At 71.4% G+C, this 21,032-nt stretch carries 23 protein-coding genes; 9 read left to right on the top strand and 14 right to left on the bottom strand.

Annotated elements, in window-relative coordinates:
• The first annotated feature begins 17 nt into the window (after positions 1 to 17).
• From ACX80P_RS13600 to ACX80P_RS13590, 3 genes are all read left to right on the top strand, one after another.
• The gene (locus tag ACX80P_RS13600) at positions 18 to 950 is read left to right on the top strand and encodes a ribokinase (protein ID WP_459278640.1); all 933 of its coding nucleotides are present in this window, start codon (positions 18 to 20) and stop codon (positions 948 to 950) included.
• A 74-nt stretch (positions 951 to 1,024) separates the two neighbouring features.
• A complete protein-coding gene (locus tag ACX80P_RS13595; RefSeq protein WP_104167080.1) occupies positions 1,025 to 1,324 on the top strand; it encodes a type II toxin-antitoxin system VapB family antitoxin in 300 nt (99 codons plus the stop codon).
• Positions 1,317 to 1,994 carry a LytR C-terminal domain-containing protein gene (locus tag ACX80P_RS13590; protein WP_459278639.1) on the top strand — a complete coding sequence of 226 codons (678 nt, stop codon included), beginning with the start codon at positions 1,317 to 1,319 and terminating at the stop codon, positions 1,992 to 1,994. Before ACX80P_RS13595 ends, ACX80P_RS13590 begins: the two co-directional genes overlap by 8 nt.
• A gap of 49 nt (positions 1,995 to 2,043) precedes the next feature.
• Here ACX80P_RS13590 and aceB read toward each other — a convergent pair whose 3' ends face one another.
• Positions 2,044 to 3,672, bottom strand: a complete 1,629-nt coding sequence (gene aceB / locus ACX80P_RS13585; RefSeq protein WP_459278638.1) for a malate synthase A — start codon at positions 3,670 to 3,672, stop codon at positions 2,044 to 2,046.
• A gap of 107 nt (positions 3,673 to 3,779) precedes the next feature.
• On the bottom strand, positions 3,780 to 5,117 hold the full coding sequence (gene aceA, locus ACX80P_RS13580) for an isocitrate lyase (RefSeq protein ID WP_459278637.1): 1,338 nt from the start codon (positions 5,115 to 5,117) through the stop codon (positions 3,780 to 3,782).
• Between the two features lie 124 nt (positions 5,118 to 5,241).
• On the opposite strand from aceA, the gene ACX80P_RS13575 reads away from it, so the two are divergent.
• Positions 5,242 to 6,732 (top strand): helix-turn-helix domain-containing protein, encoded by a 1,491-nt coding sequence (locus ACX80P_RS13575; RefSeq protein WP_459278636.1) that lies wholly within the window; start codon positions 5,242 to 5,244, stop codon positions 6,730 to 6,732.
• A 78-nt stretch (positions 6,733 to 6,810) separates the two neighbouring features.
• Here ACX80P_RS13575 and ACX80P_RS13570 read toward each other — a convergent pair whose 3' ends face one another.
• The 10 genes from ACX80P_RS13570 to ACX80P_RS13525 all read right to left on the bottom strand — a co-directional run bounded on the left by ACX80P_RS13570 (position 6,811) and on the right by ACX80P_RS13525 (position 15,083).
• Positions 6,811 to 7,386 carry a DUF6328 family protein gene (locus ACX80P_RS13570; protein ID WP_459278635.1) on the bottom strand — a complete coding sequence of 192 codons (576 nt, stop codon included), beginning with the start codon at positions 7,384 to 7,386 and terminating at the stop codon, positions 6,811 to 6,813.
• A gap of 10 nt (positions 7,387 to 7,396) precedes the next feature.
• On the bottom strand, positions 7,397 to 8,224 hold the full coding sequence (gene thiD, locus ACX80P_RS13565; RefSeq protein ID WP_459278634.1) for a hydroxymethylpyrimidine/phosphomethylpyrimidine kinase: 828 nt from the start codon (positions 8,222 to 8,224) through the stop codon (positions 7,397 to 7,399).
• 93 nt (positions 8,225 to 8,317) lie between these two features.
• A complete protein-coding gene (locus tag ACX80P_RS13560) occupies positions 8,318 to 8,740 on the bottom strand; it encodes a hypothetical protein (protein ID WP_459278633.1) in 423 nt (140 codons plus the stop codon).
• A complete protein-coding gene (locus ACX80P_RS13555; RefSeq protein ID WP_459278632.1) occupies positions 8,737 to 9,402 on the bottom strand; it encodes a TetR/AcrR family transcriptional regulator in 666 nt (221 codons plus the stop codon). Before ACX80P_RS13555 ends, ACX80P_RS13560 begins: the two co-directional genes overlap by 4 nt.
• Before the next feature lie 215 nt (positions 9,403 to 9,617).
• The gene (locus tag ACX80P_RS13550; RefSeq protein WP_459278631.1) at positions 9,618 to 10,508 is read right to left on the bottom strand and encodes a DUF2382 domain-containing protein; all 891 of its coding nucleotides are present in this window, start codon (positions 10,506 to 10,508) and stop codon (positions 9,618 to 9,620) included.
• Between the two features lie 58 nt (positions 10,509 to 10,566).
• Positions 10,567 to 11,187, bottom strand: coding sequence for a hypothetical protein (locus tag ACX80P_RS13545; RefSeq protein ID WP_459278630.1), 621 nt, complete (start codon positions 11,185 to 11,187; stop codon positions 10,567 to 10,569).
• 309 nt (positions 11,188 to 11,496) lie between these two features.
• On the bottom strand, positions 11,497 to 12,759 hold the full coding sequence (tgt, locus tag ACX80P_RS13540) for a tRNA guanosine(34) transglycosylase Tgt (protein ID WP_459278629.1): 1,263 nt from the start codon (positions 12,757 to 12,759) through the stop codon (positions 11,497 to 11,499).
• A 39-nt stretch (positions 12,760 to 12,798) separates the two neighbouring features.
• Positions 12,799 to 13,668: a DUF6707 family protein gene (locus tag ACX80P_RS13535; protein ID WP_459278628.1), complete on the bottom strand. Its 870-nt coding sequence runs from the start codon at positions 13,666 to 13,668 to the stop codon at positions 12,799 to 12,801.
• A gap of 104 nt (positions 13,669 to 13,772) precedes the next feature.
• The gene (locus tag ACX80P_RS13530) at positions 13,773 to 14,312 is read right to left on the bottom strand and encodes an NUDIX hydrolase family protein (protein ID WP_459278627.1); all 540 of its coding nucleotides are present in this window, start codon (positions 14,310 to 14,312) and stop codon (positions 13,773 to 13,775) included.
• Between the two features lie 87 nt (positions 14,313 to 14,399).
• Positions 14,400 to 15,083: a VOC family protein gene (locus ACX80P_RS13525; protein WP_459278626.1), complete on the bottom strand. Its 684-nt coding sequence runs from the start codon at positions 15,081 to 15,083 to the stop codon at positions 14,400 to 14,402.
• Positions 15,084 to 15,170: 87 nt separating this feature from the next.
• On the opposite strand from ACX80P_RS13525, the gene ACX80P_RS13520 reads away from it, so the two are divergent.
• Positions 15,171 to 15,773, top strand: coding sequence for a YdeI/OmpD-associated family protein (locus tag ACX80P_RS13520; RefSeq protein ID WP_459278625.1), 603 nt, complete (start codon positions 15,171 to 15,173; stop codon positions 15,771 to 15,773).
• A gap of 7 nt (positions 15,774 to 15,780) precedes the next feature.
• Here the strand turns inward: ACX80P_RS13520 and ACX80P_RS13515 are convergent, their stop codons facing one another.
• Together ACX80P_RS13515 and ACX80P_RS13510 are read right to left on the bottom strand one after the other, a co-directional pair.
• Positions 15,781 to 17,013 carry a saccharopine dehydrogenase family protein gene (locus ACX80P_RS13515; protein WP_459278624.1) on the bottom strand — a complete coding sequence of 411 codons (1,233 nt, stop codon included), beginning with the start codon at positions 17,011 to 17,013 and terminating at the stop codon, positions 15,781 to 15,783.
• A 12-nt stretch (positions 17,014 to 17,025) separates the two neighbouring features.
• Entirely contained in the window at positions 17,026 to 18,045 is a 1,020-nt protein-coding gene (locus ACX80P_RS13510) for a glycoside hydrolase family 76 protein (RefSeq protein WP_459278623.1), read from the bottom strand.
• A gap of 145 nt (positions 18,046 to 18,190) precedes the next feature.
• On the opposite strand from ACX80P_RS13510, the gene ACX80P_RS13505 reads away from it, so the two are divergent.
• Genes ACX80P_RS13505 through ACX80P_RS13490 form a run of 4 tightly spaced genes read left to right on the top strand, consistent with a single transcriptional unit; the run spans position 18,191 to position 20,983 of the window.
• Positions 18,191 to 18,976, top strand: coding sequence for an SDR family NAD(P)-dependent oxidoreductase (locus ACX80P_RS13505; protein ID WP_459278622.1), 786 nt, complete (start codon positions 18,191 to 18,193; stop codon positions 18,974 to 18,976).
• A gap of 42 nt (positions 18,977 to 19,018) precedes the next feature.
• On the top strand, positions 19,019 to 20,179 hold the full coding sequence (locus ACX80P_RS13500; protein ID WP_459278621.1) for an acyl-CoA dehydrogenase family protein: 1,161 nt from the start codon (positions 19,019 to 19,021) through the stop codon (positions 20,177 to 20,179).
• A gap of 43 nt (positions 20,180 to 20,222) precedes the next feature.
• A complete protein-coding gene (locus tag ACX80P_RS13495; RefSeq protein WP_459278620.1) occupies positions 20,223 to 20,627 on the top strand; it encodes a YidH family protein in 405 nt (134 codons plus the stop codon).
• Between the two features lie 26 nt (positions 20,628 to 20,653).
• Positions 20,654 to 20,983, top strand: a complete 330-nt coding sequence (locus ACX80P_RS13490; protein WP_459278619.1) for a DUF202 domain-containing protein — start codon at positions 20,654 to 20,656, stop codon at positions 20,981 to 20,983.
• The last annotated feature ends 49 nt before the right edge of the window (positions 20,984 to 21,032 follow it).

The raw sequence follows: 21,032 nt of genomic DNA, 5'->3' as shown, positions 1-21,032 counted from the left end.
CGTGGAAGACTCACGGCATGAGCACCGGAGCGGGCATCGTCGTCGTCGGGTCCATCAACGTGGACCTCGTCGTCACCGTCGACAGGCACCCCCGGCCGGGCGAGACGGTGCAGGGCCGCTCGATGACGGTGCTGCCCGGCGGCAAGGGCGCCAACCAGGCCGTCGCCGCCGCGCTGCTCGGCGCCGAGGTCATCCTGATCGGCGCCGTGGGGGCCGACGCGTACGCCGACGTCGCCCTGTCGATGCTGAGGACGGCCGGTGTCGGCCTGCGGGCCGTCCGGCGCACCGGGGGCGCCACCGGAATCGCCGTCATCCAGGTGAGCGACGACGGCGAGAACACCATCGTGGTGCTGCCCGGCGCCAACGCCGAGGTCACACCGGACCTCGTCGAAACCTCCGGCGCCATCATCCGGGACGCGGGCGTCGTCGTCGTCCAGGGTGAACTGCCGGCTCACGCCACGGCCGCCGCCGTCCGGCTCGCCACGGGGCGGGTCATCATCAACCTCGCACCCGTCATCGCCGTCGACGGCCCCACGCTCCTCCGCGCCGACCCCCTGGTGGTCAACGAGCACGAGGGGGCGCTGGTCCTCGAGCACCTCGGCGGTCCGGTGTCAGCGGACCACGGTGCCGTCGTCAAGGGCCTGCTCGCCCTCGGCGTCGCGTCGGTGGTGATGACGCTCGGCAGCGGCGGGGCCCTCGTCGCCGCCGCAGGCGACGCCGCGGTCCGCGGCGTGCCCGCCCCGCAGGTGACGGCGGTCGATACGACGGGCGCCGGGGACGCCTTCGTCGGCGCACTCGCTGCGCGGCTCGCGGCGGGCGAATCGCTCGAGGACGCCGTCCGTCTCGCCGTGCGCGTCGGCTCCTACACGGTGCAGCGCCCGGGCGCACAGCCCTCCTACCCGCGGCACGGCGACGAGCTCCCCCTGCCACCGCGGGGACCCGCGGCGTAACCATTGGGCCACGAGATGCCCGCCTCCGGGACATCCGCGTTCCATTGGCCGAAGCAATTACCTACCCTAGAGAGGTGATCTTCAAAGCAGTGAGCGACGGCAGGCCGTACCCCGACCACGGATGCGTGACACCCAAGGACTGGGCGGAGGTGCCTCCCCGGCAGGTGCGGCTCGACGAACTGGTGACCACCAAGACCACGCTCGACCTCGGGGCGCTCCTCGCCGAGGACTCGACGTTCTTCGGCGACCTCTTCCCGCACGTGGTGCAGTGGAACGAGACGATGTACCTCGAGGACGGCCTGCACCGCGCCGTCCGGACCGCGCTGCACCAGCGCACCATCCTGCATGCGAGAGTCCTCGTGCTCGATGAGTGAGCAGGGCTCGCCGCGCCACCAGCGGGCGAGGGCCCGCCGCGACCCGACCGAGTGGCACGGCCAGCGGATCGTCACCGAGACGGATCTCGGTGCCGTCTTCACGGAGGACGACGCCGACCGTCGCCGCCGGGTGACGCTGCGGCGGGTACGCCACGGCGTCGTCCTGGTGCTGCTCGTCGGGCTGCTGACCGCGGCCGTGTACGTCGCCCTCGGCATCGCGCGCGGTGACATCAGGACCGGGGCGCCCGAGGCGACCCCCGAACCGACGTCCACGTGCCCCGCGGGCCCGTTCGATTACCAGGACCCGAGCGCCATCACGGTCAACGTCTACAACAGCACCAGCATCGACGGGTTGGCCGGCACCGCCGCCGACCAGCTCCGCGGCCGTGCCTTCGCCGTGCGCGAGGTGGGCAACAAGCCGGCCGGGAGGAGCGGCATGACGGCGCTCGTCATCTCGGGCGAGGCCGGCCGGGCCAACGCCTTCACCCTGCAGCGCACCATCCCGGGATCCGTCTACGTGGCCGACGAGCGCGAGGACCGCACGGTGGACGTCATCCTCGGCTCCACGTACGCGGGCGTCGTCCCGCCCGAGAAGGTCGACGTCACGCCCGCCGCGTTGTCCTGCGGTTCGGAGGGCAGTACGGCACCCGCGCCCACGACGGCCCCGTAGGGCGGACAAGGGGGACGACGCCCGGCGCCGTCCCCCTCCTGCGTAAGGGTCATGCCGCGGTGAGTGCCCTCTCGTCCCGCAGGTACTTCGAGTACGCAGTCACCGTCAAAAAGGCCGGGAACTCCGTGCCGAGCGCCACCTCCTCGAAGACCTCACGCGCCTCGTCGTACCTGTCTCCGTCGAACCGGTCCAGGGCCGCGAACTCCTCGTCGAGCAGATCCGTCACCCGCTCCCGGGTGATCACCTCGCCGTCGTCGGTGAGGGCGCTCGTGTAGATCCACTGCCAGATCTGCGAACGCGAGATCTCGGCCGTCGCGGCGTCCTCCATCAGGTTGTTGATGGCCGCGGCGCCGTTGCCCCGCAGCCAGGACTCGATGTACCGCACCCCGACCTCCAGGTTCTCGCGGATGCCCCGTTCCGTGATGGTGCCCGGCGTCGCGGCGATGTCCAGCAGGGCGGCGTCGTCCGGCCGGACGTCCTCCCGCAGGCGGTCGAGCTGGTTCGGGCGGTCCCCGAACGCCGCGTCGAAGACCTCCCGGGCCACGGGGACGAGATCCGGGTGCGCCACCCAGGATCCGTCGAAGCCGTCGGCCGCCTCCCGGGTCTTGTCCGCGCGGACCTTCTCCAGGGCGAGGGCGTTGGCCTGCTCGTCGCGCCGGTTCGGGATGAATGCGGCCATCCCGCCGATCGCGTGGGCGCCCCGGCGGTGGCAGGTGCGGACGAGCTGCTCCGTGTAGGCGCGCATGAAGGGCGCCGTCATGGTGACGGCATTGCGGTCCGGCAGGACGAAGCGCGGTCCGCGGGTGCGGAAGTTCTTGATGACCGAGAAGATGTAGTCCCACCGGCCGGCGTTCAGCCCTGCCGCGTGGTCCCGGAGTTCGTACAGGATCTCCTCCATCTCGAACGCCGCCGTGATGGTCTCGATCAGCACGGTGGCGCGGATGGTGCCCTGCGGGATGCCGAGCAGATGCTGCGCCTGGACGAAGATGTCGTTCCACAGCCGCGCCTCGAGGTGGTTCTCGATCTTCGGGAGGTAGAAGTAGGGGCCGCGTCCCTGTGTGATCAGCGTGCGGGCATTGTGGAAGAAGTAGAGGGCGAAGTCGAACAGGCCGCCCGCGACGGCGACGTCCTGGATGAGGACGTGCCTCTCCGGCAGGTGCCAGCCCCGGGGCCGTACGACGATCGTCGGCAGTGCCTCCGCCGGTCCCTGGACCCGGTATTCCTTGCCCTCGGGCGAGGTGAACCCGATCCGCCCGGCGAGGGCGTCCTTGAGGTTCAGCTGGCCGTTGATCACGTTGGACCACGACGGCGTCGAGGAGTCCTCCATGTCCGCGAGCCAGACCTTCGCGCCGGAGTTCAGGGCGTTGATGGTCATCTTGCGGTCCACGGGGCCGGTGATCTCCACGCGGCGGTCCTCGAGCCCCGGCGCCGTCGGGGCCACCCGCCACGACGCGTCCTCGCGGAGGTGGCGGGTCTCGGGCAGGAAGTGCGGGTCGACGCCGGACGCCACGGCCTTGCGCTGGCGGCACCGGTGATCGAGGAGCTCCTCGCGGCGCCTGTAGGTCGCCCGGTGCAGGGCCTTCACGAAGTCGAGGGCCTCGCGGGTCAGGATCTCGCCCTGGCGCGGGATGGGCGGCGCCGTGAGGGTGATGCCGTTCAGGGTGTAGGTGTCGTTCATGGGGTGCTCCTGGGGGTTCTGGTGCCGTTGCGGGGTGCCGAGAGGGCGGAGGAGACCGCCCGTACCCGGGTGTCGTGGTCTTCTGCCCTCTCGGCGGGGGAGGGGGGTCAGTGGAACTGCTGCGCCTCGGTGGACCCGGCGAGCGCGAGCGTGCTGCCGCCGGGGTTGAGGGCGGTGGCCACCTGGTCGAAGTAGCCCGTGCCGACCTCGCGCTGGTGCTTGGTGGCGGTGTAGCCGCGGGACTCGGCGGCGAACTCGCGCTCCTGCAGGTCCACGTAGGCGCTCATGCCGTCGCGGGCGTAGCCGTGGGCGAGGTCGAACATCGAGTAGTTGAGCGCGTGGAAGCCGGCGAGGGTGATGAACTGGAACGTGAACCCCATGGCGCCGAGTTCGCGCTGGAACCTGGCGATGGTGGCGTCGTCGAGGTGCTTGCGCCAGTTGAACGACGGCGAGCAGTTGTACGCGAGCATCTGGTCCGGGAACTCCGCCTTGATCCCCTCGGCGAAGCGCCGCGCCAGGTCGAGGTCCGGCGTGCCGGTCTCCATCCAGAGCAGGTCCGCGTACGGGGCGTAGGCCCGGCCGCGGGCGATGCACGCCTCGAGGCCGTTGCGCACGTGGTAGAAACCCTCGGGGGTGCGCTCGCCGGTGACGAACGGCTGGTCGCGCTCGTCGACGTCGGACGTGATGAGGGTGGCGGCCTCGGCGTCGGTGCGGGCGACGATGACCGACGGCGTCCCCGCGACGTCGGCCGCCAGACGCGCGGCGTTCAGGGTGCGCACGTGCTGCTGGGTGGGGATCAGGACCTTGCCCCCGAGGTGCCCGCACTTCTTCTCCGAGGCGAGCTGGTCCTCCCAGTGGATGCCGGCGGCGCCGGCCTGGATCATCGACTTCATCAGCTCGTAGGCGTTGAGCGGTCCGCCGAAACCCGCCTCGGCGTCGGCGACGATCGGCACCAGCCAGTCCTCGACGGTCGGGGCGCCCTCCGCCCATTCGATCTGGTCGGCGCGCAGCAGTGCGTTGTTGATGCGGCGGACGACGGTGGGCACGGAGTTCGCCGGGTACAGCGACTGGTCCGGGTAGGTGTGCCCGGAGTTGTTGGCATCCGCGGCGACCTGCCAGCCGGACAGGTAGATGGCGCGCAGCCCGGCCTTGACCTGCTGCACGGCCTGGTTGCCGGTCAGGGCACCGAGGGCGTTGGTGTACCCGCCGGTGCCGGCCTCGGCGGTGAGCTGGCGCCACAGCTTTTCTGCGCCGCGCCGCGCGAGCGTGTGCTCCTCCTGGACGCTGCCGCGCAGGCGGACGACGTCGGACGACGAGTAGTCGCGCCGGACGCCGGCCCAGCGCGGGTCCGCCGACCACTCGAGGTCCAGATCCCGGGCGGCGTCCGCTGCCGCGCCCTGCAGGCCGGCGGAGAAGGGAGTCGAAAGTGAGGGTTCCTGCGTCATTGCTGTCTCCTTGGTCGGTGACCGGATGTCCCGGCGGGTGTGGAGACAACGATTCGCTCTTTCTCTTGGAGTTCCTACCCCGTAGGCCTGGCAAGAAACGCACTTCTTCGCCTATCGTCAAGAAATGACGACTCCCGCCTGGGCCAAGCCCTCCTCCGCGACCCCCGTCGCCCCGCACGCGGAGGGCGAGGCCCTGGACCTCATCAGCCTCGGGCGGCGCGTGCGGCATCTCCGGAAGGCCAAGGGCCTGACCCTCGATGACCTGGGCGCCGCCGTCGGCAGCGTGGCATCACAGCTGTCCCTCGTCGAGAACGGCAAGCGGGAACCCAAGCTCGGCATGCTCCAGCGCCTCGCGGCGGCGCTCGGCGTGACGATCGACGAGCTGCTGGGCGCGGAACCGCCGTCACGCCGTGCCGCCCTGGAGATCGCCCTCGAGCGTGCGCAGCGCGGCCCCCTCTATGAATCACTGGGGCTGCCGAAGGTCCGCGTCTCGTCGAGGCTGCCGCTGGAGGTGCTGGAGTCCCTCGTGGGTCTGCAGGGGGAGCTCGAACGCCGGCTGAACGAGCAGGTGGCCACCCCGGAGGAGGCGCGGCGGGCGAACGCCGAGCTCCGCGCCGTCATGCGGGAGCGGAACAACTACTTCCAGGAGATCGAGGTCCAGGCGCAGGCCGTGCTCGATGCCGTCGGGTACAGCACGGGCCCGGTCTCCCAGCACCTGATCGCGGATATCGCCGCGCACCTCGGCTTCTCCCTGCACCACGTGGGCGACCTCCCGCACTCCACCCGGTCCGTCACGGACCTCAAGAACCGCCGCATCTACCTCACGCAGTCGCAGCGCACCGACCACGATCCCCGCTCGGTGCTGCTGCAGGCGCTCGGGCATTACGTCCTGGAGCACAGGACGCCCGAGAACTACGGCGAGTTCCTGCGCCAGCGGGTGGCCACCAACTACTTCGCCGCGGCGCTCCTGCTTCCCGAGCGGCCCACGGTCGAGTTCCTGACGCGGGCGAAGGCGGCGAAGGAGATCTCCGTGGAGGACATCCGCGACAACTTCGCCGTGTCCTACGAGACCGCAGCGCACCGGTTCACCAACCTCGCCACCGAGCACCTCGACATCCCCACCCACTTCCAGAAGACGCACAAGAGCGGGATCATCTACAAGGCCTACGAGAACGACGGCGTGACCTTCCCGCAGGACCATACGGGCGCCATCGAGGGCCAGCCCTCCTGCCGCCGCTGGACCTCCCGCGTGGTGTTCGACGTGCAGGACAAGTTCCGCGCGTACAACCAGTACACGGACACCCCGAGCGGCACCTACTGGTGCACGGCACGCACCGAGCGGTCGGCCAGCGGGGAGTTCTCCCTCAGCATCGGGGTGCCGTACGCGCACGTGAAATGGTTCCGCGGGCGGGACACGGACATCCGCGAGAAGTCCTTCTGCCCCGACGAGTCATGCTGCCGCCAGCCGCCGGCCGACCTCGCGCGGGAATGGGCCGGACACGCCTGGCCGAGCGCGCGTGCCCACTCGCACCTGCTCGCGGCCATGCCGCCGGGGGCCTTCCCGGGCGTCGACGAGACCGAGGTGTACGCGTTCCTCGCGACGCATTCGGGCTGAGGTCGGCCCACCCGCGCTGACGGCGGTGCGCTTCCGGAGCTCGACGGCGGTGCGCTTCCCGAGCTCGACGGCGGCGGGTCAGTGCCGCTGCCTGAGCGCACGTCGGCGGAGCCCCAGCGGGTAGACGACCCAGAGGATCGCCTCCACGCCGAGAAGCGTGCCCGTCACGGCGAGACTGGCAGTCCTGCCCAGCACGAGATCGAAGACCAGCCCGAGGCTTCCCGCGAGCACCACTCCCACGAGCGCCGTCGCGATCGGGATGATGGCGGAGGTGTGCTGCACCAGCGTCCCCTTCAGATGGAGGCCGAACAGGGTCCGGTGCAGATTGACGGTGGACAGCAACAGGACCTGGATCAGCACGGACAGGCACAGCAGGCACAGATAGACGGTCACCTGGAGATCGTCGAGCTCCTCGAAGCGGCGCTGGAAGGGCAGGATCAGCAGGAACCCCGCGAGGATCTGGATGCCCGCCTGCATGACGCGCAGCTCCTGCAGCATCTCCTGCCAGTTGCGGTCCAGGCGCTGGTTCTGGCTCTCGCCGCGTCCGTCGTCGCGCCGGTGCTCCCGCTGCACGGAAGAACCCCGCCCGCCGGGGGCACCGTCCGGAGCCGGGGTGTCCCCTGCCCCGGCGCTCCCCTGCCCTGCGGCGTCCATGGCGTGCCGGCTACCGGACGGACCCCGCGCCGCCCTGCCAGACGGCGTCGAAGGGGGCGTTGGAGGCGACGCGGTGGCGGATGCCCTCGGTCACGAAGGCCTTGGCGGTGCGGGCGGCCTCCAGCGGGGTCGAGCCCTTCGCGAGCTCCGCCGCGATCGCCGCCGCGAGCGTGCAGCCGGCGCCGCTGACGGCGACCTCGCCCACCTTGGGGGAGGCCAGGACCTCGAGTGTCTCGCCGTCGAAGTAGACGTCGACGGCGTCGGGGCCCTCGATCCGCACGCCGCCCTTGGCGAGGACCACCGCGCCGCTGTCGCGGTGGATGATGCGGGCGGCCTCCTTCAGGTCGTCGAGTGATCCGATGGTGATGCCGGAGAGGGACTCGGCCTCGAAGTGGTTGGGGGTCACGAAGGTGGCCAGCGGCAGGATCGTCGCCTTGAGTGCTTCATCGGTGTCGAGGGCGGCACCCGGCTCCTGCCCCTTGCAGATGAGCACCGGGTCGAGGACCACGTTGTCCCACTCCTGGCTCTTCAGTGCCGAGGCCACGGTGTCGATGGTGGCCGGCGTCCCGAGCATGCCCAGCTTCACGGTGCGGAGGGGGTAGCAGGACTGGATGGCCTCGAGCTGGTCGGCGATCACCTGCTGGTCCACGGGTACGAACCGGTGCTGCCACTCGTTCTTCGGGTCGAAGGACACGATGCAGGTCAGGGCCACGATGCCGTAGACGCCGAGTTCCTGGAACGTCTTGAGGTCGGCCTGGGCTCCGGCGCCGCCTGTCGCCTCGGAGCCGGCGACGGTGAGGGTGACGGCGGGGGCTGCGGAAAGCTGGGTCTCGGACATCTCCCTAGTCTGCCCGACCCGGCTCGACGGCGGCCACCCGATCCGGGACGGGGACGGTATCCGAGGTCCCGGCGAGGGCGATCCCGGCGGGGTTCATTGCACGCGGACCAGCTTCCAGACGCTGGCCCGGGCCAGGGCGGCTGCGCCTCCGATGACGAGTGCGGTGGGCAGGCTGTCCCCCAGGAGGGTGGAGGGGGAGAGCAGGGTCGCGATGAGGAAGGCGGCCGCGGCGAACCCCGCGAAGAAGACCCCGACGTGCACCCACTGGTTCACGACAGGGCGCAGCAGGAGCCCGAGCACGACGCCGAGGGGCAGGCCGGTGAGGATGCCGATGCCGGCGCCGTACCAGAGCGCCAGGAGGAAGACGCCCGGTGCCTGCGGCCCCCAGGGCACGGCGAACGCGAGGGCGAGGGTCACGAGCCCCACGAGGAACCCCACGGCGACGGCGCCCGGACCGAACGTCACCCGGTGGCGGGGACCCGTGGTGACGTCTCCGGCGCCGTCCTCGGACGTCACTGCCGGGTCCCCCGGATCAACTGCACGATGTCCTCGACGATCTTGCGCACCACGGGAAGCCGGGAGAGGATCACGACCTTCGAGATGAGCGGCGCCGCCTGGTCGATGAGCCGCCGGGTGCGGACCTGGCCGGGGGACGAGTCGTACACCCAGAAGAGGGTGATGGCCAGGGAGGCGTACCGGAGGAGTTCGGGGAGGTCGTCGCGGATGGCCAGGGGCGGTTGCGGCCGGGACATCGCCACGGCCTGCCGGAAGAGTGCGATGGCGCGGGCCCGCGCGACGGCGGGTTCACCGCCGGACGGGCTCGTCGTCGTGGACGGCCTGACCGCGATGCGGATGAAGTTCGGGCCGAAGTCGTGATACGGCCCCAGGACGTCGATCCCCGTGTTCAGGACGATCCGCAGGAGTTCGCCGAGATTCTGGCCGTCGCGGAGACGGGGGAGGGCGCGGGAGCGGTGTTCCTCCTGGAGGCTGCGGTACAGCTCGTGGACGAGGTCGTCCTTCGAGGCGAAGTAGTAGTAGGCACTGCCGGTGGAGACGTCCGCTGCTGTGGCGATGGCCCGCATGGTCGTCCTCTCGTAACCGGTCTCGCGGAACAGCCGGAGCGCGGTGGAGACCAGCAACCCGCGGGTTGCCTCGCTCTTGGCGGTGGACGAGGGCACGGGTCTCCTTTTCGAACGTGTTCGATTCGCAGTGTAGCCCGGAAGTGAACGCGTTCGAAGAGCCGTCGCTGCGTCCGGGACCGGCAGGTCAGCGCACCCCCGTTCCCGGGGACCCGTGCCGTCGGAGCGTGGGTGACGGGCTCGACGACGAACGGTGGGGTGCTGCGATCGCAGCACCCCACCGTCGGTGTGGTTCGTGTGGTGAGCGCTGGGTTCTAGCGCTTGTTCCTCGTGGTGTTGTCGACGTCGGTGCCGTCGGCGTCGAGGATCTCGATCTTCTCCTTGCGGACCTCTTCGGTGACGGTCTCCTGGGCGGTGACGGTCTCCTTGTCGAGGCGGACGCGCTCGACCGGGACGGCTTCCTTCTGGACCACGGGACGCTCGGCGTGGAGGACCACTTCGTGTTCCTCCTCGCTGATCGAGGGGCCGGCGAGGGCATCGCCACGGTTGGCGTCCGTGATGGGTTCACGCTGGACGCGCACCTCTTCGTGGGTCACGGGGACGGTCGTGGTGACGTTCTCGGTGACGACGTACTTCCGCAGGCGTGCCCGGCCGGCTTCGCGGCGCTCGGTACCGACACGGAGCTGCTCCTCCGAGCGGGTCATCGCATCATCGGTGGTCGGGCCGGAGGTGTCGTGGCCCACCGTGGTGTCCGAGCGGTCGTGACGCTCATCGCCGGCCTGGAAGCCGGGCTCGTATCCGCTCGTCCCGGCGTTGGCCGTCGTGGTGCGGGTGGTGTCCGTGTCGAGGAAGTCGCCGCCGGACGTGCCCGTGGTCTGCGCGGTGTGGCCGGAGAGCCCGTAGTGGCGGTAGAGGCGGTCCTCTTCCTCGGGGCTGAGGTCGCCATCGGATTCGATGCGGGGCGCGTCCTTGACCTGGTCCTTGCTGTACCCGATGGTCACGTCGTTGCCGTTGATGTTCGCCCCCTGGAGGGGCGCGAAGGACTCCGAGGTGCCGAACAGGCCGGTCTTGACGGTGACCCAGCTCGGGTCCTGCGTCTGGTCGTCCAGGTACACCTGGCCGATCGAGCCGATCTTGGAGCCCTGGGAGTCGAGGACGTGTCCGCGGCCGGAGAGGATGGTGTCGATGTCAGTCTGCGTGATCATGAAAAGCTCCTTCTAGTGTGACGGTGATGGTCTTGCTGTCCGCTGCTCGTGCCGGCTGTCAGCCGTTGATGCCGGCCTGGTGGTTGATGCCCGCCTGGTCGACCTTGCGGTGGAAGCGCATGCCGGCCTTGCCGCCGAGGATGGCCCCGATCAGGGGGACGACAACGGCGATCGCCAGGGCGATGAGGCCGCTGGCGGTCAGCAGGCTGCCGTCGACGGGGATCTGGGGGGCGCCGCCGATGCTCGAGAGGACGTTGAACCGGTCACCGGCGATGGCGGCGAGGATGGCGACGACGATCGCGATGATGATGCCCCACACCCACACGGCGACGCCCTGCTTCACGCCGTCGAAGCGGGCCATGCGGCCTGCGACGTACCCGCCGCAGTAGTACGCGAGGAACAGGACGATCGCGAGGACGATGCCGCTGACGATCCCTATGGTCTCCGCGTTCTGGGTGGCCTGGTTGGCGGCGTCCGAGGCCCCGCTGGTGTTCGCGGCTCCCACGCCTGCGCCGACGGCGGTGGCCAGGGCGCTGAGCAGGACGGTCAGTCCGATCGCGGTGAGCCAGCCGAAGAACGCCGAGCCCCACTTGATGCCGCCGAAACGTTCCTTCTCCGCAGCGACGACGTCGTTCCTGCGGCTCTTGGGCGTACTCGCCCCGGAAGTGTTCTCTGCCATGTCAGATCTTCTTTCATCTCAGTCATGCACGTGCCGCTCCGCGGGAACCTTCTCCGGGGTGCGCCCCGACGGAGCGTCGGGAACCCACCTGTGGAAGGCCATGACAGCGGCACGATGATCGTTCGCCCGGATTGGGCGGTAAGAGAGCCTCTTCATGACTCCTTCGCGGAGGCACAGCCTCCACCTGCAAGTCCTAACCCTACTGATAATAAGGCTACTTGTCTTTTCCTCCTGCGCACCCTCCGGTGGACTTGACATCTGCTGGGGCGCTTCCGGGCGCCCGGGACGCCGGTCCCGCACGTCCGGGCCTCAGGAGTAGTACCGGCCCAGCACCTCGGCCTTCAGGTCGTAGAAGGTGCCGTCGCCGATCGCGGCCCGGGCGTCGTCGACCATGCGCACCACGAAGCGCTCGTTGTGGATCGAGATGAGCGTCGCCGAGACCATCTCCTTCGCCTTGAACAGGTGGTGGATGTACGCACGCGTGTAGTGGGTGCAGGTGTAGCAGTCGCAGCCCTCGACCAGCGGCGTGAAGTCCCGGCGGAAGCGTGCGTTGGAGAGGTTCCACCGTCCGTCCGGGGTGTAGAACGCGGAGTTCCGCGCAACCCGGGTGGGCGAGACGCAGTCGAAGGTGTCGGCACCGTTCTCGATGCCCGTGAAGAGGTCGTCGGGCTCGGAGATGCCGAGCAGATGGCGCGGCTTGTTCTCGGGCAGTTCGTCGCTGCACCAGCCGAGGATCGTCCCGAGGTTTTCCTTCTCGAGGGCACCGCCGATCCCGAACCCGTCGAAGTCCATGGCACCGAGATCGGCGGACGCCTTCCGGCGGAGGTCCTCGTACTGGGCACCCTGGATGACCCCGAACAGGGCCTGGTAGGGACGGTGGCTGCGCTCATCGGTGAGCCGCTGGTGTTCGGCGATGCAGCGCACGGCCCAGAGCCGGGTCCGTTCCAGGGACTCCTCCTGGTAGTTGCGCGAGTTCATGAGGGTGGTCAGCTCGTCGAAGGCGAACATGATGTCCGCCCCGAGCTGGTGCTGCACCTGCATGGAGATCTCCGGCGAGAAGCGGTGGCGGTCGCCGTTGAGGTGGCTCTTGAACCAGACGCCGTCGTCGTCGATGTGCGCGAGGCGCTCCTTGCCGACGGCGACGCGATCATCGGCGCCGGCCTTGTCGGCGTCCACCGGGACGTCCATGGTGATGACCTTCTTGAAGCCCGATCCCAGGCTCATCACCTGGAAGCCGCCGGAATCCGTGAACGTGGGCCCGGGCCAGTTCATGAACGCACCGAGCCCGCCGGCCTCGTCGAGGATGTCGGCCCCCGGCTGCAGGTACAGGTGGTAGGCGTTGGCGAGCAGCGCCTGGGCGCCGAGCTCGGCCATGGACCCGGGCAGTACGGCCTTCACGGTCGCCTTGGTGCCCACCGGGATGAACGCGGGGGTGCGGATCTCCCCGTGCGGGGTGCTGATCGTCCCGGTCCGCCCGTGCCGCGGCCCGCCGCTCCCGGCTCCCGGCGTCGTGTCCTCGATGCGACTGTGGACGGTGAACGAGAACGAGGACTGCTGGGATTGTGGGTGCACCACCCCATTTTGCCAGCCCGACGGCGGCCGGCCCGACGGCTACCGGGCGGCGAGCTCCGCGTTGAGGGCGGCGACGGCGGCGAGCTCCGCGGCGATCCGCCGCTCCAGGACGTCCCGGCCCAGCGTCTCCGACCCGCCGTGCGCCCGCAGGTACAGGAGGACGCCGATGCGGAGGACGCGCCAGTCGCGTTCGACGTCGATCCGACCCGCCGTGGAGGCGCGCAGGATCTCGGGGTCGTAGACGTTGGGTTCGTTGAGCTGCCGCTGCCGGTACACGGCGCTGGTCTTCGCGCGCAGCGGATCCGTCTCGGCGTCGTCGGCCGCGCGGATCGCGGCCGAGTACCGGCGGGAGCGGTCCTCGTCGTGACGGGTGAGGTAGGCGGCGATCGCGAGGCCGCCCTCGATCCACTTCCAGCGGCCGAAGTTCCCGTCGAACGGGAGCTCCGCCAGGAGGTCGGCGATGCTCAGGGCCGCCGCGGCGTCGCCCTCGTCCACGAACAGGGCGAGCGCCAGCTGGTGCAGGTCCTGCAGGTTGCTGCCGGACTTGAGGTTGATCCCCCGGGCGAGCCGCCCGGCGACGTCCTGGATGCCCGTGCTGTCGGGGTGCGCCTGGGCCACCTGGGCGACGAGCGCTTCCGGGGATCCGTGGTCGGCGGCGACGGCGGAGACCCCGATCTCGGCGTCGGCGGGCTCCACGTAGACCATCGAACCCGTGGCGATCGTGACGCGGCGATCCCCGGCGACGGTAGCCACGACGAGCGCGGGCACCCCGAAGGCGTCGTTCTCGACCCCGACCGCCGTGACCTCGGCCGTGTCCCCGCCGTCGGGGAGTGCCAGCACGTCGCCGGTCGCCAGCATCTCCGCCGGGACCGCGCGCAGCCCTGTCCTGTCCACCCTGTTCACCATCATGTACGTCGTGCCAACCTCTGCCTGTAGCCCCCTGGATGTTCACCGACGCCCCAGCGCGCCCATAGAACGATACGGGAACGCGGGGCCCGGCGGGCGCCGCCGGGTCAGCGCCCCCAGCCGGCGTGGGCCAGGGCCTGGCGCAGCAGGTCCGCGCGCCCGCCCGAGAACTCGGCCTGGATCGACGGGCTCAGCGCCTCGGACGGCGTCAGCCAGGACAGCTCCAGGGCGTCCTGCCGCGGGTCGCACTCGCCCGTGACGGGGATGAGGTACGCGAGGGCGACCGCGTGCTGGCGGTCGTCGGTCAGCCCCGTCTCCGAGGGGGACGGGAAGTACTCCGCGATCGTGAAGGGCACGGGCGACGGCGGCAGCTGCGGCAGGGCCAGCGGCCCCAGGTCCTTCTCGAGGTGTCGCAGCAGCGCGGCCCTGATGGTCTCCCGGTACATGACGCGTCCGGAGACGAAGGTGCGCTCCATCTCGCCCTGCTCGCTCGCCTGCAGCAGCAGGCCGACCTCGTTCACGTAGCCGAGGGCGTCGCACCGCACGGGAATCGCCTCCACGTACACCATGGGCAGGCGGCGGCGGGCCTCGTACAGGTCATCTTCGGAGAGCCAGCCCGGATTGGGGTCAGGGGTGCGAACGTTCATACCCCAGTTCTATCGCAGAGGCCCCGCACGGGGCAGGCGGCGCGCTGTTCTTCGGCCCGTGGCTGAATCGGCGGAGAGGTGCGGGTGTCAGGGCGCGGCCTCGCTGATCCGCACCTCCGCGCCCCACGGGGAGGGTACGCACAGCGAGCGCCCGGTCGCGCCCTCGACGACGACGGGCCCGAAGCCGTCCCCGATGAGCCCTGCAAGGAGGTCCCGCACGTCGCCGCCGTACTCGAAGGCCAGGGCGACGTCGATGCGGTCTGCCCTGCGCGCGGCGGCGAGGCCTCCGTTCTTGGCCCGGAAGTCGCGCCATGTCCCGGGGCCGGTCCGCGGCTTCGCCCCGATGTCCTCGAGCACCGTCGCGGCAGGCCCGACGTCGGGCGTGGACCACACGGCGAGGACGGACAGCGGCGACGCCGGCCCACGCGTCTCTCGCGGACCGGCGCCTGCGGAGAAGGACGTGCCGTCCGGCGCCGTGACGCGCGCGGCGAGGTTGCCGCCCTCCTCGGTGAGCACGACGGCGGTCCCCGCCTCCGCCGTCCGGCGCGCGAACTCCCGCACGTCGCCGACCTCGAACCCGAGGGCCGTGGTGCCGTCCGCCGGGCTGCCCGGGACGCAGCGGTGCAGGGCGAGGCGCCCGCTTCCGGCGTCGAACACGGCGAAGGAGCCGTTCGGTGCAGGGTCCAGTGCGGGGCTGAGCCCGAGCGCGCGGAGGAAGCCGGCCGCGGCGGCGGGATCGGATGTGTGGACGAGCGGTCTGACGCGGAGCATCGAACCTCCTTCACGTAGTCGGCGGGGCCTGCCCAGCATGCCAGCAACCCCGTTCCGGAATGGCACGGTGCGCCCTAGGGTGGTCGCATGAAGGCCGAACTCCCCGAACTCCTCCTGCCCGATGCCGCGGCGTGGCGGTCGTGGCTCGAGGAGAACCACGCGACCTCTCCCGGCGTCTGGCTGATCGAGCACAAGAAGGGCGGGACGACGACGCAGCTCTCCTACGCGGAGGCCCTCGACGAGGCCCTCTGCTTCGGCTGGATCGACGGCCAGGCGAGATCCCGGGACGAGCACAGCTACTTCCAGCGCTTCACGCCACGCGGCCCACGGAGCATCTGGTCCGTCCGCAACCAGGGCCACATCGAGCGGCTCCGCGCCGAGGGACGCATGCGGGACGCCGGTGAGCGGGCGGTGGCGGCGGCGCAGGCCGACGGCCGGTGGGAGCGGGCCTATTCCGGGCCGGCGAACGCCGAGATGCCCCCCGAACTCCTGGCCGCGATCGAGGCCGACGACGCCGCGCTCGCCACCTACCGCACCCTGTCCTCGCAGAACCGCTACGCCATGATCTTCCGGCTGTCCCAGCTGAAGACCGAGGCGGCGAAGGAGCGCAACATGGCGAAGTTCGCCGCCATGCTGGCGCGCGGGGAGACGCTCTACCCGCAGGGGAAGGGCTCGACGACGAGCGACTGACGCCGGGTCAGGCCAGCCTGGTCACCTCGTAGGTGTGCCCGGCCGCACGGAGCCGTTGCACGAGGACGTCGCCGAGCGCGGTGGCGGGTGTCAGGGATCCGCTCGCCGGCGGGAGCCGGTCGCCGTCCAGCGCCAGGGCCAGCGCCGACTCGCCGGCCATGACGGCGGTGGCCGCATAGCCGGGGTCACCCGGGCCGGCGGCGATCGCCCGGTAACGGTGCCCGCCCTCGGTGCGGGCCGTCACCTCGGAGCGGAACCAGCCCTTGCGCTGCGTGTCGGCACTGGGGCCCGTCCCTGGTGCGGGCAGCACGCGGTCGAGCAGGCGCCGGGTGGCCGGGAACGCCATCGCGCGGGCGAACGCGCCGAGTCCGAGCGCCGTCGCACCGGCGAGGACCGCGCCCGCCGGGCCGCGGGCAACCCCCATCACCTCGCCGTATCGCAGGGACCGGCCGTAGGCCCAGTTCTGCAGCGCGTTGCTGCGGCGCACGAGGCGGGTGTTGGCGGCGGCCATGATGAAGGGTGCGGTCCACAGGCCCTCGCCGGTGCGGCGCACAGGACCCGCGTCGGCGGGCTGCGGTATCACCGGCTCCCGTGCCCGGTCCGGGCTGAGCGCGTAGGGGTCGGCGATGAGCGACCGCAGGGCGGCGCTCGAGCGCATCCCGTCCAGCTGCCCGCGCATCGACTCGAGGGTGCCTCCGCTGATGCCGCCCCTGGCCGTCGCGACGAGCTGGACCTCGGTCAGGGCGCCGGCGCCGTCGGCTGCCGCCGCCTCGTGGAGCAGCAGCACCGCGAGATCGGACGGCACGGAGTCGTAACCGCACGAGTGGACGATCCGCGCGCCGCTGGCCCTGGCCGGGGTGTCGCAGCGGTCGATCGCCTCGCGGACGAAGGCCACCTCACCGGTGAGGTCACCGTAGTGCGTGCCGGCCCGCGCGCAGGCCTCGACGACGGGCAGCCCGTACCTGGCGTACGGGCCGACGGTCGTGAAGAGCACCCGCGTGCTTTCGGCCAGGGCGGTGATCGAGCCGGTGTCCGCCGAGTCGGCCTCGATGAGGGGCCACGCGTGGGCGGCGGCAGGCAACCGCGACCGGACCGCCTCGAGCCTGCCCGTCGAACGGCCCGCGAGTCCGATCCGCAGGCCGGCCGGGGCGTGCGTGGCGAGGTGGGCGGCGATCAGTTCGCCGACGAAACCGGTCGCGCCGTAGAGGACGAGGTCATGGTCGCGGGGTGAGGTCTCCATGGGAGCAGTCTGTCACCCGGGCCCTCGGACGGCCCGGGAACCTGCCGCGTGGGCGGCTTCCAGGATCGCCCAGGCCTGGATCTGGGAGGACAGGCTGACGGGGCCGTCCTGGTGCGGCGGGAACGTGAGCAGGCCGGAAGGGTCCGTGCGGCGGCCGGACCAGACGTGGTCCGCCGTCGCGTCGAGGACGGCCCTGACCCCCGTCGCCGCGGGCGCGCCGATCTCCGCCGGAGCGGCTTGGGCGAGGTAGCGGGCGAGGATCCCCGTGAAGAGGCCCGCGTCCCCGGCGGCGGCCAGCGGCAGCACGCCGTCGTCGTCGGCGACCTCCCGGGCCACCGCGACGGCGAGCCCGGCCGCGTGCCGCAGGTTGTCCGGTCCGCCGGCGGCGAGCAGCGCGCCGAGCACCGTGCCCTGGTTGTACGTGTGCAGGGACCGTTCCACCCGGCCGTCGGCCGTGACCCCGTCGAGGTAGAGACCGGTCGAGGGATCGATCAGGCGCTCCCTCAGCCAGTCGAGGAGCTCCTGCGCCCGCCCGGTCTCGCCCGCCCGCGCGAAGAAGAGCGCGGCGGGCGCGGTGCTGGGGGTGTTCTTGTAGTCCCGCGTGGTGTTCCAGTAGACGCCGCCGCCCAGGTCGGGGGTGTGCGCCGACCGGAGCGCGGCACCGAGCACCCGGACCCGGCGCCGCGGGCGATGCCGCCCGTCCAGCGCGTCGAGGCGCTGCAGGGCGAGCGCGAGCCAGGCCATGTCGTCGTAGTAGGCGTTCCGCCAGCGGGCACCGTTCCTCAGCCAGATGCCGCGGGCCAGCTTCCGTGCCTCGGCCAGTGCTCCCGTCCCGGCGTCGCGTAGGTGCTCGTCCAGCAGGCAGTCGAGGTAGTGGGCCTGCCACCAGTAGTGCCAGTGGCTCCGGGGACCGGTCGGAGCCGGGAGAGCGATCGCCGCGAGGCGCGTGCCGGGCACCCGCAGGCTCCGACGGGCGAACAGGTGCCGCACGCTCCGGGCAGCGGCGGCGGGGGCGTCGTCGGGGATGGGCATGTGACCACCCTAGTCACGGCCGTGCGCTGCAGGATTGGGCAGGATGCGCAGCGGATGCCGCGCCGGGTGCGCAGTGGGCCACGTCACAGTACGCTGGGCGCGGGGATGGACCAACGGCGGTCCTCCGGAGGTGGAAGGACCAGGCATGGACATCAGGGGAGCAGTGGCCCTCGTCACCGGCGGCGCCTCCGGGCTCGGGTTCGCCACGGCCCGCAGGCTGTTCGAGGACGGAGCGGCAGTGGTGCTCGTGGACCTCCCGCACTCCGCCGGCGCCGATGCTGCCGCGGAGCTGGACCCGAGGGGCGAGCGGGTGCGGTTCGTCGCCGCCGACGTCGCCGACCCCGCCCAGGTCCAGACCGCCGTCGATGCCGCCGCCGGCCTCGGTCCGCTGCGGATCGTCGTCAACTGCGCGGGCATCGCGACGCCGGGGAAGGTCCTCGGGCGAGACGGCGTCCTGCCGCTCGAGCAGTTCGCGCGCGTCATCACCGTCAATCTCGTGGGGACCTTCAACGTCATCCGCCTCGCCGCCGAAGCGATGGCCGCCACCCCCACCGTGACGGGCCTCGGCGGCTCGGACGAGCGCGGCGTCATCATCAACACCGCGTCCGTCGCGGCGTTCGACGGCCAGATCGGGCAGCCCGCCTACGCCGCGTCCAAGGGCGGTGTCGCGGCCATGACGCTGCCGATCGCGCGGGAACTCGCGCGGTCCCTGATCCGCGTGGTCACGATCGCCCCCGGCATCTTCGAGACGCCCATGATGGCCGGACTGCCGCAGGAGGCGCAGGACTCCCTCGGGGCCCAGGTGCCGCACCCGTCCCGCCTCGGCAAGCCCGTCGAGTACGCGGCGCTCGCGGCGCACATCGTCGGGAACCAGATGCTCAACGGCGAGACGATCCGCCTCGACGGCGCCATCCGCATGGCGCCGAGATAGCGCCGCTCCCGGTCTCAGCCCCATCGAAAGGACGGCTCGAAGATGAGCCAGCTGCCCACCGCCGATTTCCTCGGCTTCGAATCCCTCCTGCCCACCCATGAGCGCGCGAAACTGCAGGAGGTCCGGGACTTCCTGGACAAGGAGGTCTCGCCGCGCGCCGTCGAGTGGTGGAACAAGGCCGAGTTCCCCCACGAGCTCCTGCCGAAACTGGCGGAGCTGCGCCTCAGCACGCCGGTGCAGCAGGGCTACAGCAGTCTGTTCAGCGGCCTCGTGATCGCCGAGATGACCCGCGCGGACACGTCGATCGCGACGTTCTTCATGGTCCACCACGACCTCTTCGTCGAGGCCCTGCACACCTTCGGCAGCGCGGAGCAGAAGGCGCGGCTCCTGCAGGACGCCATGGACCTGACGATCACCGGGGCGTTCGCGCTCACCGAACCGCTGCACGGCTCCGACGTCGCCGGCGGCATGGCGACCACCGCCACGCGCGACGGCGACACCTGGGTGATCGACGGCGCGAAGCGGTGGATCGGCAACGGGACGTTCTGCGACTACATGCTCCTGTGGGCGCGGGACACCGAGACCGGGGGCGTGCGGGGCTTCATCCTCGACGCGACCCTGCCCGGGGTGACGCGCACCGTCATCGCGAACAAGACCGCGCTCCGGACGGTCCAGAACGCGGACATCACCCTGACGGGCGTTCGCATCGACGAGACCGACCGCTTCGCGGGCATCGAATCCTTCGGCGACACCCGGCAGCTCCTGCTCGGCAGCCGGATCCTCGTCGGCTGGCAGGCCGTAGGCCAGCAACTGGCGGCGTTCGACGTCGCCCGCCGGTACGCCGTCGAACGGCACCAGTTCGGGCGGCCGATCGCGGGCTTCCAGCTCGTCCAGGACCAGCTCGTCACGATGATGGGCAACACGACGGCGAGCCTCGGGGTCATGGCGCGCATCGCCCAGCTGCAGGAGCAGGGCGCGTCCGACATGGCGCAGGCCGCCTTCGCCAAGTCCTTCACGACGGCCCGGATGCGCGAGACCGTGGCGCTCGGGCGCGGCATCCTCGGCGGGAACGGGATCCTGACGGACTTCGGCATGGCGAAGATCTTCGCCGACGCGGAAGCCGTCTACACCTACGAGGGCTCCTACGAGATCAACAGCCTGATCGTGGGCAGGGCGCTGACGGGCATCTCGGCCTTCGCCTGAACTGCAGCAGCAGCAGACCGGCCGGCGGACCTACCATGGGCGCGTGACCTCTTCCAGCGACGACCAGCCCGGGCGTGGCCCGGGACGCCCGCGCGGTTCCGCGCGGATCCTCGGCGGCGGGACGGAGCCGGATCCCCGGTTCACCCTCGCCAATGAACGGACGTTCCTCGCGTGGATCCGGACGGCGCTCGCACTCCTCGCCGGGGGCGTCGCCGTCGAGGCCTTCACCACGGACACGTTCGCGCAGCCGGTCCGGACCGGGCTCGCCGTCGTGCTCCTGCTGCTCGCGATGGTCCTCGCCGTGGCGGCCGGCGTCCGCTGGCTCGCGGTGGAACGCGCCATGCGCCGGCAGGCACCCCTGCCGCTCACGGTCCTCGTGCCGGTCCTCGCCGGCGGGGGCGCGCTCGTCGCCGCGGCGTTCCTCGTCGTCGTCCTGGGCAACGCCTGACCGTGCGCGCCCCGCAGGACGACCCGGTGTCGAGACCGCACGCGGATCCCGGGCTGCAGCCCGAACGGACCACGCTGGCCTGGAACCGGACCATGCTCGCCCTGGTCGTCGCGGGCGTCCTCCTGCTCCGCTGGGTGCCCAGCCACGGCTGGTTCCCCCTCGGGCTGACCCTGCTGACCGCCGTGACGGCCCTCGCGATCACCGCCGGGCAGGCCCGCCGCTACCACCGCAGCGCCCGCGGGATCCGGGACGGGCGGATCGAGGCCGACGTCGTCGGCGTCGTGGGGACCGCCGCAGCAGTGGCGCTGCTCGGTGCGCTGGCACTGTTCGTCGTCGTCGCCCTGCCCCTGCGCTGACCGCCGCGCCTGACGCCGGACGGAGCCGCTTCATATGACGGACCGGGTG

The sequence above is a fragment of the Arthrobacter arabinosi genome (assembly GCF_054511115.1).
The sequence above is the reverse complement of the archived record's forward strand: the minus strand, read 5'-3'. Positions and strand labels throughout refer to the sequence as shown.